This is a genomic window from Frigoribacterium sp. RIT-PI-h, from assembly GCF_001297205.1.
Taxonomy (GTDB): Bacteria; Actinomycetota; Actinomycetes; order Actinomycetales; family Microbacteriaceae; genus Frigoribacterium.
Genome location: NZ_LHOZ01000012.1, coordinates 1 through 10,722, shown reverse-complemented (window position 1 = coordinate 10,722; position 10,722 = coordinate 1). Strand labels below are relative to the sequence as shown.

General features: G+C 70.4%; 10 protein-coding genes and 3 pseudogenes. 8 read left to right on the top strand and 5 right to left on the bottom strand.

Annotation, left to right across the window (positions count from 1 at the left end):
• The 3 genes and pseudogenes from AEQ27_RS17580 to AEQ27_RS16895 all read left to right on the top strand — a co-directional run.
• Positions 1-565, top strand: a pseudogene (locus tag AEQ27_RS17580) (transcriptional regulator); the annotation flags it as partial.
• 169 nt (positions 566-734) lie between these two features.
• Positions 735-2,276, top strand: a complete 1,542-nt coding sequence (locus AEQ27_RS00690; RefSeq protein WP_054144937.1) for an aldehyde dehydrogenase family protein — start codon at positions 735-737, stop codon at positions 2,274-2,276.
• 104 nt (positions 2,277-2,380) lie between these two features.
• Positions 2,381-2,749, top strand: a pseudogene (locus AEQ27_RS16895) (DUF779 domain-containing protein); the annotation flags it as partial.
• Positions 2,750-2,800: 51 nt separating this feature from the next.
• Here the strand turns inward: AEQ27_RS16895 and AEQ27_RS17960 are convergent.
• Positions 2,801-3,442: a hypothetical protein gene (locus AEQ27_RS17960; RefSeq protein WP_054144936.1), complete on the bottom strand. Its 642-nt coding sequence runs from the start codon at positions 3,440-3,442 to the stop codon at positions 2,801-2,803.
• 90 nt (positions 3,443-3,532) lie between these two features.
• On the opposite strand from AEQ27_RS17960, the gene rplU reads away from it, so the two are divergent.
• The 4 genes from rplU (at position 3,533) to AEQ27_RS00665 (ending at position 6,625) form a co-directional block, all read left to right on the top strand.
• Complete coding sequence (gene rplU, locus AEQ27_RS00680) at positions 3,533-3,844, top strand: 50S ribosomal protein L21 (RefSeq protein ID WP_054144935.1); 312 nt, start codon at positions 3,533-3,535, stop codon at positions 3,842-3,844.
• A 14-nt stretch (positions 3,845-3,858) separates the two neighbouring features.
• Positions 3,859-4,125 (top strand): 50S ribosomal protein L27, encoded by a 267-nt coding sequence (gene rpmA / locus AEQ27_RS00675; RefSeq protein WP_054144934.1) that lies wholly within the window; start codon positions 3,859-3,861, stop codon positions 4,123-4,125.
• A gap of 124 nt (positions 4,126-4,249) precedes the next feature.
• Positions 4,250-5,425 (top strand): Zn-dependent alcohol dehydrogenase, encoded by a 1,176-nt coding sequence (locus AEQ27_RS00670; RefSeq protein ID WP_054144933.1) that lies wholly within the window; start codon positions 4,250-4,252, stop codon positions 5,423-5,425.
• A 231-nt stretch (positions 5,426-5,656) separates the two neighbouring features.
• Positions 5,657-6,625 (top strand): phosphodiesterase, encoded by a 969-nt coding sequence (locus AEQ27_RS00665; protein ID WP_054144932.1) that lies wholly within the window; start codon positions 5,657-5,659, stop codon positions 6,623-6,625.
• 275 nt (positions 6,626-6,900) lie between these two features.
• On the opposite strand, the gene AEQ27_RS00660 is transcribed toward AEQ27_RS00665, so the two are convergent.
• Positions 6,901-7,734, bottom strand: a complete 834-nt coding sequence (locus AEQ27_RS00660) for an oxygenase MpaB family protein (protein ID WP_054144931.1) — start codon at positions 7,732-7,734, stop codon at positions 6,901-6,903.
• Positions 7,735-7,772: 38 nt separating this feature from the next.
• Between AEQ27_RS00660 and AEQ27_RS00655 the strand changes: the two genes are divergently transcribed.
• A complete protein-coding gene (locus AEQ27_RS00655) occupies positions 7,773-8,249 on the top strand; it encodes an NUDIX domain-containing protein (protein WP_054144930.1) in 477 nt (158 codons plus the stop codon).
• A 55-nt stretch (positions 8,250-8,304) separates the two neighbouring features.
• On the opposite strand, the gene AEQ27_RS00650 is transcribed toward AEQ27_RS00655, so the two are convergent.
• The 3 genes and pseudogenes from AEQ27_RS00650 to AEQ27_RS17575 form a co-directional block, all read right to left on the bottom strand.
• Positions 8,305-9,960, bottom strand: coding sequence for a stealth family protein (locus tag AEQ27_RS00650; protein WP_235450925.1), 1,656 nt, complete (start codon positions 9,958-9,960; stop codon positions 8,305-8,307).
• Positions 9,961-10,087: 127 nt separating this feature from the next.
• A complete protein-coding gene (locus AEQ27_RS00645) occupies positions 10,088-10,459 on the bottom strand; it encodes a DUF6804 family protein (protein WP_054144929.1) in 372 nt (123 codons plus the stop codon).
• Positions 10,460-10,462: 3 nt separating this feature from the next.
• Positions 10,463-10,722, bottom strand: a pseudogene (locus tag AEQ27_RS17575) (hypothetical protein); the annotation flags it as partial.

The window sequence follows — 10,722 nt, the reverse complement described above, 5'->3', positions numbered from 1 at the left end:
CCGCGCGGCGGCGGTCCTCACGGGCGGGGCCGGTGGCTCGGCGCTGGGTGCCCGGCACCCCGAGACCCTGGCCCTGCTCCCCCCCCGCCCCGCCGGCTACACGGCGCACGAGTTGGCCGACGCGGTCTACGGCGACGTCGACGCGGTGTCCCCCCTGCGGCCCGAGATGGTCCGCCTCCGCCACGTCGTCGAGGCCCTCGACCCGACGCTGGTCCCGCTGTCGCGCCCGTACCGACTGCCCCGCCCGGTGACGCTCGACCTCGACACGCTCGTCGGGCTCGTCGACCGCGGCGCCCACCGCGCGGCCGTGCGGGCCGGCACGGGCCCGGCCCTCCCCTCGTCCACGGCGCCCGGCGTCGTCGCGTTGCGGGCCGAAGTCGCCGCGACCGTCCGGGACGCGGTCCTCACGGGCGGCTCGATCGACACCCTGATGGCGTACGCCGAGTCGACCGCGGGGCGCGACGACGTCCGCGTCCTGCTCGAGCTGCTGCGTCGACTCCCCCCGGCGTCGCCCCGGCGGACGCACCTCGTCGCGCACCTCGAGGCCCTCGAGAACCGGGCCTGACGCGCCCTCGCGCCCCGCGCCTCCGAAATCCCTCGGCCCCGGAACCCCGAGGCCCCGCCCGCCCGCGGGCCCTGACGCGCAACCCGATGCAACCTCCCCCGACGTAGCCTGCCGCCACCGGCGGGCGACCCCCGCCGCCGACCCGACACCGTCGTCGAAAGGGACCGTCATGACCGTCACCACTCCTCCGAACACCTACGCCGCCCCGGGACAGCCCGACGCGAAGGTGGTCTTCAAGACCCGCTACGACCACTTCATCGGCGGCGAGTACGTCGCCCCGGGGAGCGGTCGGTACTTCGAGAACCCGAGCCCCGTGAACGGCAAGGTCTTCACCGAGGTCGCCCGGGGCAACGCGGCCGACGTCGACCGGGCCGTCGAAGCCGCGTGGCGGGCCTTCGACTCGTGGAAGAAGACGACGATCGCCCAGCGCGCGCTGATCCTCAACAGGATCGCCGACGTCATGGAGGCGAACCTCGAGATGCTCGCCGTCGCCGAGACCTGGGACAACGGCAAGCCCATCCGCGAGGCGCTCGCCGCCGACGTGCCGCTCGCGATCGACCACTTCCGCTACTTCGCCGGCGCCATCCGGGCACAAGAGGGTTCCACCGGCGAGATCGACGCCGACACCGTCGCCTACCACTTCCACGAACCGCTCGGCGTGGTCGGTCAGATCATCCCCTGGAACTTCCCGCTGCTCATGGCCGTCTGGAAGCTCGCTCCCGCCCTCGCGGCCGGCAACTGTGTCGTCCTCAAGCCGGCCGAGCAGACCCCTGCGTCCATCCACGTCTTCATGGACCTCATCAAGGACCTCCTGCCCGCCGGCGTCCTCAACATCGTCAACGGCTTCGGCGTCGAGGCCGGAGCTCCCCTGGCGAGCCACCCGAACATCCGCAAGATCGCGTTCACGGGCGAGACCACGACCGGACGCCTGATCATGCAGATGGCGAGCGAGAACCTCATCCCGGTCACGCTCGAGCTCGGCGGCAAGAGCCCGAACGTCTTCTTCGCCGACGTCGCGGACGAACGCGACGACTTCTACGACAAGGCGCTCGAGGGCTTCTCGTTCTTCAACCTCAACTCGGGCGAGGTCTGCACCTGCCCGAGCCGGGCGCTCGTGCAACAGTCGATCTACGACCAGTTCACCGCCGACGGCGTCGAGCGCGTGAAGAAGGTCAAGCAGGGCAACCCGCTCTCGATGGACACGATGATCGGCGCCCAGGCGTCGAACGACCAGCTCGAGAAGATCCTCAGCTACATGGACATCGGCAAGCAGGAAGGCGCGACGCTGCTGCTCGGCGGCGACCGTGCCGACCTGGGCGGTGACCTGACCGAGGGCTACTACGTCAACCCGACGATCTTCGAGGGCCGCAACTCGATGCGCATCTTCCAGGAGGAGATCTTCGGCCCCGTCCTGTCGCTGACGAGCTTCAGCGACTACGACGACGCCATCAAGATCGCCAACGACACCCTGTACGGCCTCGGTGCCGGGGTCTGGAGCCGCAACGGCGCCCAGCTCTACCGGGCCGGCCGCGACATCCAGGCCGGTCGCGTCTGGTCGAACACCTACCACCAGTACCCGGCCGGGGCGGCGTTCGGCGGCTACAAGCAGTCCGGCATCGGTCGCGAGAACCACAAGATGATGCTCGACCACTACCAGCAGACGAAGAACCTGGTGGTCAGCTACGCGGACGGTCCGATGGGCTTCTTCTGATGACGCCCGAGCAGACGGCCCCTGCGGCGCCGGCAGCGGCAGCAGCCGAGGAGGCGCGGGTCGGCGAGGTCACGCCCGCCCCCGCCTCCGGGGCGGTCGCCGCCATCCCCTCCCGGGTCGACGTCTCACCGGAGGCAGCGACCTTCCTCGTCGACCTGACGGCCCAGCACGGCCCGCTGATGTTCCACCAGTCGGGAGGCTGCTGCGACGGCTCGTCGCCGATGTGCTACCCCGTGGGGTTCTTCCGGGTGGGGGCCGTCGACGTCCACCTCGGCGACCTGCACGTCGACGGGATCGAACCGATCGAGGTCTACATGTCGCGCAGCCAGTTCGAGTACTGGAAGTACACGCACCTCACGATCGACGTCGTCCCCGGCCGCGGGGCCGGGTTCTCGGTCGAGAGTCCTGAAGGGAAACGCTTCCTGATCCGGTCCCGGATGCTCACGGACGCCGAGCTGCGGGCGTTCGGACTCGACGAGGCGGTGGCCCTCCCCCCGGACTTATCGGGGGCGCCGCCCGCGGGGTCAGTCGGTCGGCGGGTGGGGCAGGGCGTAGACGCCGTGCCCCACCCGTTCGACCACTCCCTGCCGGGCCAGGACGCTCAGCGTCGACAGCACGCTGCTGCGCCGGTAGTCCGGCAGGGCGGCGACGATCTCGGTCGTTCGGCGGGCGCCGGCCCGCAGCACCTCGGGCACGCGGTCGGCCAGCGAGTCACCGACGGGCGCGGCCGCCGGGGTGACGCCCGTCGGGTCGCCGGCCCGCGCCTCCTGGTCGTACTCGGCCCGGGCCTGGTCGAGGCCCTCGGCCGAGACGCGGGTGGTCGCCCCGTCGGCACCGGAGGCGTGTGCGTAGGGAGCGAGCGTGAGCGACCGGCCGACACGGGCGTACACGGCCGACGCGCTCGTGCCCTGGTGCTCGGCGATCTCGGGGTACGACGCGCCGCCCAGCAGCAACACCGCCTCGCCCTCGAGGCCGAGCCACTGGCCGAGGCTCGCGATCTCCCAACCGGCGGCCGTGACGGCCGAGCCCCAGACCTCGATGTCGTCGGCGTGGTCGGTGGTGAGCGTCCCCAGGTCGTCGAGCAGGTCGAGCAGGCGTTCGCGGGCGTCGTCGACGATCTCGGCCGGGAACTGCGGCGGGCGGCGAAGTTTGATCGGTCGTGACATTTGTGAAAGACTATCCAAGTTGCCCTCGTGGCACCACGACGTCGTCCGGCAGTCCGGGCGTCACATCCCCCACATTTTTTTGGAGTTCCCATGGCTTTCGCAATCGTGCGCGCCGGTGGCCGTCAGGAGAAGGTCGAGGTCGGCACGATCCTGACCGTCGACCGCCTCAAGGCCGCGACCGCCGACACCGTCTCGTTCGTCCCCGTCCTGCACGTCGACGGCGACACCATCCTGTCGGGCGACGACCTGGCCAAGGTCACGGTCGAGGGCGAGGTCCTCAACGACCTGCGCGGCCCGAAGATCGTCATCCAGAACTACAAGAACAAGACCGGTTACAAGCGTCGCATGGGCTTCCGTGCCGACCTGACCCGCGTCAAGATCACCTCGATCACCACCAACTAAGGGGCTGACACCACATGGCACACAAAAAGGGCGCATCGTCCACCCGCAACGGTCGTGACTCGAACGCACAGCGCCTCGGCGTGAAGCGCTTCGGCGGCCAGGTCGTCCTCGCCGGCGAGATCATCGTCCGTCAGCGCGGCACCCACTTCCACCCCGGCGTCAACGTCGGCCGCGGCGGCGACGACACCCTGTTCGCCCTCGCTCCCGGCTCGGTCGAGTTCGGCGCCAAGGGCGGCCGCAAGGTCGTCAACATCGTCGCCTCCGCGACGACCGTCGCCTGAGCGACACCACACGCAGCATCCGCCTCGGGGCGGTCGGGCCCAGGTCCGGCCGCCCCGGGGCTTTTGCGTGCCCGCCGTACCCCTCGTTCAGGAGGCACGGCACCGAGGGGCGTAGACGGGACACATGAAGGCACTCACGTACCAGTCCGTCACCAACGTCTCCATCGAAGACGTCCCCGACCCCACGATCATCGAACCCGGAGACGCGGTCATCAAGGTCACCTCGGCGGCCATCTGCGGAAGCGACCTGCACCTCTACGACGCGCTCGGCGCGTTCCTCGACAAGGGCGACGTGCGCGGCCACGAGACCATGGGCGTCGTCACCCAGGTCGGCCCCGACGTCAGCCGCATCAAGGTCGGCGACCGCGTCGTCGTCCCGTTCGTCATCGCCTGCGGCCACTGCTTCATGTGCGACCGTGGACTCTTCTCGCAGTGCGAGACCACCCAGGTCACCGAGTACGACTCGGGCGCGACCCTCTACGGCTTCAGCAAGCTCTACGGCCAGGTCCCCGGTGGCCAGGCCGAGCAGCTCCGCATCGCCCGTGCCGACTTCAACCTCGTCAAGGTCGGGGCCGACCTCCCCGACGAGCGCTACCTGTTCCTCAGCGACATCCTCCCGACCGCGTGGCAGGGCGTCGAGTACGCCCAGGTGCCCGAGGGCGGCACCCTCGTCGTGCTGGGCCTCGGCCCCGTCGGCCAGTTCGCCTCGCGCATCGGCAAGTACCGCGGCTACCGCGTCATCGGCATCGACCCGGTGCCCGAGCGTCGCGCCATGGCCGAGCGCCACGGTGTCGAGGTCCTCGACCTGACGAAGGACGTCGCCGACGTCGTCAAGCGCATGACCGACGACCGCGGTCCCGACTCCGTCGTGGACGCCGTCGGCATGGAGGCCCACGAGCACGCCGGCATCGGCCTCGTGCAGAAGTTCGCCGCGGCCCTGCCCGATTCGATCGGCCAGGCCGTCATGCAGAAGGCCGGCATCGACAGCCTCGGCGCCATGCACCTCGCCTTCGAGATCGTCCGCCGCGGCGGCACCGTCTCGCTCAGCGGGGTCTACGGCGGCACGGCCGACCCCACGCCCTTCCTCACGCTGTTCGACAAGCAGATCACCATCAAGATGGGCCAGTGCAACGTCCAGAAGTGGATGGACACGCTGATGCCGCTCGTCGAGGACCCCACCGACCCGCTCGGCACCGAGGACCTCGTCACCCACCCGGTGCCGCTCTCCGAGGCCGCCGCCATGTACGACGTCTTCAAGAACAAGGAGGACGGCTGCATCAAGGTCGTCCTCAAGCCCTGACGCCTCGGACCGTCCGCTGCGCCGACGACGCGACCCCCGCCTCCTGGGGGTCGCGTCGTCCCGTGTGCCGGGCTAGCGTCGTCGCTCGGGAATGCGGTCCGTTCGTCGACCGTTCACCGAAACGCGCGCACACGTTCACCCCACTCATGGCAAACGGGTGATGGACTGGTGACGAATCAACAACGAGGGTCTCGCCCCGAGCCCGCGTCGGCGACATCGAATGAGAGAACCATGGATCTCCGGACGGCCGAACACCCCAGGCCGAACCACTTCATCCTGCACCTCAGCGACACGCACCTCGTCGGCGGTGACCGTGACCTCTACGGCGCGGTCGACAGCGAGGCCCGACTGCGTCAGATCATGGACGAGATCGAAGCGTCCGACGGGCGGCCCGAGGCCATCGTCTTCACCGGCGACCTCGCCGACAAGGGCGAGCCCGACGCGTACCGCAAGCTCCGCGCCCTGATCGAGCCCGTGGCCGAGCGGCTCGGCGCCCAGGTGATCTGGGCCATGGGCAACCACGACGACCGCAGCGCGTTCCGGTCCGAGCTCTTCGGTCAGCTGCCCTCGCAGCGACCCGTCGATCTCGTCTACGACGTCAACGGCCTGCGCGTCATCACCCTCGACACGACCGTGCCGGGCCACCACTTCGGCCGACTGTCCGGTGACCAGCTCGACTGGCTGGCCGAAGAGCTCTCGACCGACGCCCCCGACGGCACCATCATCGCCATGCACCACCCGCCGGTCCCGAGCGTGCAAGACCTGACGGCGCTCGTCGAGCTGCGCGACCAGGCGGCTCTGGCCGAGGTGATCGAGGGCAGCGACGTCCGCTCCATCATCGCCGGGCACCTGCACTACTCGACCAACGCCCCCTTCGCGGGCGTGCCCGTCTCGGTCGCGTCGGCCACCTGCTACACACAAGACCTCAACGTGGCCGGCGGCGGCCCCCGCGGCCGAGACGGCGCCCAGGCGTTCAACCTGGTGCACGTCTACGAGGGCACGGTCGTGCACTCGGTCGTGCCGATCGGCACCTACGAGACCGTGGGCGAGTACGTGCCCGCGGACGTGGTCGCCGAGCGGCTCGCCGTCGCCGGCGGGCGCCGCGCCCCGGCCCCCCCCCCCCCTCGTGCGCCCCACACGGCCCCGGTGCCCGTCGTGTCGCGCGACCTCACGCTGACGGGGCCGATCGACACGCTCTGACGGGGCGGTCCTCCCGCCACCGCCCCGACCCTGCCGAGCTGCACTGGCCCGCTGGGTAGGTTCCGCCTGCCGTCCCGGCGCCGCCCGCCGTCCCGGTCCCGCCCGCCGCGGCCGGCCTCGCGCACCGTCGGCAATTCCTGCTTCACGTCGCTCGGACGACGCCGACACGCCCCTGCCTGCGATCGCCGTGACAGGAGGCAGGAGTTGCCGACGGGGGGCGAAGCCGCCGTGACAGGAGGCGGGAGGTGCAGGGTCGACGCCGGCGACGGGTCAGGTCAGCCGCGCGCGGGCGTGCGCGCCTCGGCTGCCATCGCCGAGCGCAGCCGGCGCAGGTACCCGTCACGGAGCACATGACGGAGGCGCGGGGGCAGATGCGGGACGACGACGGCCGTGACGCGCATCACCCGGTCGTAGCGACGCTGGGCGCCGGTCGACCACGGGAGCCCGAAGTCGTCTCGGACACCGCTCGGCAGGGACCCCGCGGTGACGAGCCGGGCGAGCGGCATCACCGCTCTCAGCCACCACGGCCCCGTCGTCGGGTGCAACAGCTCGTGCGCGACCCGACGGGTGACGTCGTCCACCACGAGATGTTCGACGGCGTCGTCCCAGTACCGCCGGAACGATGCGACGTCGGCCGGCCACAGCTCTCGCGGCATCTGCAACGACGTGCCCACGAGGGCGTAGTCCTGGTAGACGGTCTCGGCGTGGGCCGGGTCGATCGGACCGTGCACCCGCTCGAACAGCTGCAGGGCCGAGTCGTAGAGGGTCGCCGCGACCCAGAGCTGCAGCCCGGGGTCGAATGCGTCGTACCGCACCGACGAGGACTCGCCGCCGTGGACGGGACGGTGCGCCCGACCGACGACCCGACGGACGTGAGCGACCTCGGACGGGGTGCCGAAGACGATGGAGTAGAGGTACGTCATGGTGCCGTGCAGCCGCGACAACGGACGCTCGACGAAGTCGCTGTGCTCGGCGACGCCGTGCCCCACCCCGGGGTTCGCGAGTTGCAGCAGGATCGCCCTGCCCCCACCGGCCAACAGCACCGACTCGCCCGCCATGTCGGAGATGCGCCGCACGTCCGAGCCGTGAAGGGTCCAGGGCAGTCGCATGCGGTCAGCCTACGGCGGGCCGTCGGTAGGGTGCTGACATGGCCACCCCCGACTTCGTCCTGTCCCTGCGCGAGAAGATCGGCACGGCACCGTTGTGGCTGGCCGGTGTGACCGCGGTGGTCGTCCGCGGTGACGAGACGCTGCTGGTGCGCCGAGCCGACACCGGCGCCTGGACGCCGGTGACGGGCATCGTCGACCCGGGCGAGCACCCTGCCGACGCCGCGGTCCGCGAGACCCTCGAGGAAGCCGACCTGCACGTCGTCCCCGAGCGGCTGGCGTCCATCGGGGTGACCGGCGAGGTCGTCTACCCGAACGGCGACCGCGCGCGGTACCTCGACCACACCTTCGTCATGCGCTACGTCTCGGGCGAGCCCTCCCCGGCGGACGGCGAGAACACCGAGGCACGGTGGTTCCGGCTGGACGACCTGCCGACGATGGGTGCCGACATGCTCGGTCGTCTCGACGCAGCCCTCTCGGGCGAGCAGGCGGCCCGCTTCGGCACCTCGACGTCCTGACGGACGGCACGAGCGACGCCGACTCCACGGGCCGCACCTTCGGGCACGACCTGCGTCAGTCCGAGCCCTCGAGCCCCCGGTGCGACGACGATCCGGTCGCCTCGCCCGACTGAGCCGCCTCGGCACCGAGTGCCCGTCGGTCTTGCTCGGCGTTCTCGAGGGCGACGCGCTGCATCTCGTCCTTCTCCCACGGCGCCGGGAACGGGTAGTACCGCTCGAGGAAGTCCGTGACCGTGGCGGTCCGTTCTTCGTCGGTGACCTCGGGGAAGCTGCCGTCGTTGAGGCAGAAGAAGTCGAACGCGCGTTTCTTGAGCACCTCGGACAACGACGCCAGCCCCGACACCATCGTGGTGTCGATGTAGCTGACCTTCGCGTTCTCTTGCACGATCGCCCGACCCGTCATCAGCGAGTAGTAGTGGTAGAGCGAGTTCGTGACCGAGATGTTCTCCTTGGCACGGAACGGACTGCCGGCCGTGGCGGCGAACTCGTCGGCGAACTCGTGCTCCATCTCGAACAGGACGCTGCGGCGCAGAGGTGCGGCGGTGTGTTCGAGGTGGCGGGTGAGGACTCGCCCGAAGCGCTGCTGCAGCAGACGGCGGTTGACGCGGGCGGCGTTCTCGAACCCGCTGCGGTCGATGTTGTTGTGCCCGAGCCCGATGCGCGTGTCGGCCTCGATGAACTTCGTGACGGAGCCCGGCGAGAAGAACATGCTCGGCGCGACGGGTCGGCCGAAGAACATGTCGTCGTTCGAGTACAGGAAGTGCTCGCTGAGCCCCTCGATGTGGTGCAGCTGCGACTCGACGGCCTGCGAGTTGTGCGTCGGCAGCATCGAGAGGTCGCTGAAGAACTCCTCGCTGCGCACGACGCGGACACGGGGGTGCTCGCCCAACCACTCGGGCACGGGCGAGTCGGTCGCGATGTAGATGTTGCGGACCCACGGCGCGAACATGTAGACCGACCGCAGGGCGTACTTGAGCTCGTCGATCTGACGGAACCGGGCTGCCGAGTCGTCACCCTCGCCGACCACGTGGCGTTTGGCCTGCGCGGCGCGGGCACGCTGGTACTCGATCGAGTTGCCGTCGACCCACGAGAAGACGATGTCGATGTCGAAGGTGATGTCGGTGGCGTGGTCGTCGAACATGTGCTCGAGGGTGGGCCACTCGATGCCGTACCGCTCGACCGTCTCTTCGACGGCCTCGGCACGGGGCAGTTCGGTGCGCATCAGCGCGTTCTCGGTCGGGGCGAGGATCTCGTCGTCGGTGATGATCCAGAACTCGACCTGCACGGCCGTGCCCGCACCGTAACGGAGGCGGCCGATGGGCTCGACCCGGGGCCGGTAGACGCGGAAGACCCGTTCTGCCTCGAGCTCGAGACCACCCTCGACGACGAGGGACGCCTGACCCTTGCGGGGCTTGGCGTAGAAGGGCTCGGTGGCCGAGGCCGCGATCATGGCGGCGGTGAAGCGGTCACGGTGCACCGTGTCGACGGCGATCACGGGGCGGATGTCGTTGCCGCGCACGAGCAGGAAGGGCACCTGGGCGGCGTCGAGCACCCGACGGATGTAGAGGAGGTCCTCGATCATCGACTGCTGGGGCGTGAGGTGACCGTTCAGGAGCGTGAACTGCCCCTTGCGGACCACGACGTCCTCTCGGTCGAGACCACCGGCGCGGTGACGAGGGGTCAGCAGAGGGCTCTCGGACGTGCCGACCATCTCTGACGTACCGGGGATCTCCGTGGCCATGCAGACTCAACCTTCCGTGCGGGCCTCGGGCGGGCGGGCGCACCCTCGGCATTTTACGGGGTCGGAGGCACCCCGGAGGATCCGCCGCCCTCGACGGTCAGCGGCGCCCCCGGGCCGAGGCGGACTTCGTGGTCGTCGCGGCCTCGGTCGGCACCTTCACGAGCACCCCGACCGCGATCATGAGCGCGGCGGCGACGAACTGCAGGCCCTGCCAGAGCTCGGGCTGGGCGGGCACCACGAACACCGGGTTCCAGAGGACGGCCACGGCGGCGAGCAACGGCAACGCCCACCAGAGCCGACCCCGGTAGGCGAACACGAGGACGATCAAGGCGAAGATCGACACGACGTACCGGAACACGGTGAAGACGTCGGAGTCGAGCAACGCGGTCCCGGCGAGCAACGCGATGGCCGCGATCAAGCCGGGAGCCAGGGCCGGACGCGTGAACGCGGGGGCGGGGGGGGTGGGCACCGCCTACTCGATGTCGTAGGCGACGTCGAGCACGCTGATCGGGCGGCTCATCGGCGGCTCGTCGCGCAGGCGCTCGAGGGCGGGCTGCAGCTCGCCCAACCAGGCCTGGTAGCCGGCCTCGGTGAGGTGGACGTGGTCGGCGGCGAACTCGGGGCGCAGGGCGTCACCCGACTCGTCGGCGAGGGCGGGCCAGAGGTCGAGCCACTGCGCCCGGACGGTCGGCGGGAACTGGCGGAGGGGGCGGTGTGGGTCCTCACGGGGGG

What these genes read in the sequence shown, in the direction of transcription:
- AEQ27_RS00690 (WP_054144937.1), top strand. Translation starts at nt 735, where the DNA reads ATGACCGTCACCACTCCTCCGAACACCTACGCCGCCCCGGGACAGCCC.
- AEQ27_RS17960 (WP_054144936.1), bottom strand. Translation starts at nt 3,442, where the DNA reads ATGTCACGACCGATCAAACTTCGCCGCCCGCCGCAGTTCCCGGCCGAG.
- rplU (WP_054144935.1), top strand. Translation starts at nt 3,533, where the DNA reads ATGGCTTTCGCAATCGTGCGCGCCGGTGGCCGTCAGGAGAAGGTCGAG.
- rpmA (WP_054144934.1), top strand. Translation starts at nt 3,859, where the DNA reads ATGGCACACAAAAAGGGCGCATCGTCCACCCGCAACGGTCGTGACTCG.
- AEQ27_RS00670 (WP_054144933.1), top strand. Translation starts at nt 4,250, where the DNA reads ATGAAGGCACTCACGTACCAGTCCGTCACCAACGTCTCCATCGAAGAC.
- AEQ27_RS00665 (WP_054144932.1), top strand. Translation starts at nt 5,657, where the DNA reads ATGGATCTCCGGACGGCCGAACACCCCAGGCCGAACCACTTCATCCTG.
- AEQ27_RS00660 (WP_054144931.1), bottom strand. Translation starts at nt 7,734, where the DNA reads ATGCGACTGCCCTGGACCCTTCACGGCTCGGACGTGCGGCGCATCTCC.
- AEQ27_RS00655 (WP_054144930.1), top strand. Translation starts at nt 7,773, where the DNA reads ATGGCCACCCCCGACTTCGTCCTGTCCCTGCGCGAGAAGATCGGCACG.
- AEQ27_RS00650 (WP_235450925.1), bottom strand. Translation starts at nt 9,960, where the DNA reads ATGGTCGGCACGTCCGAGAGCCCTCTGCTGACCCCTCGTCACCGCGCC.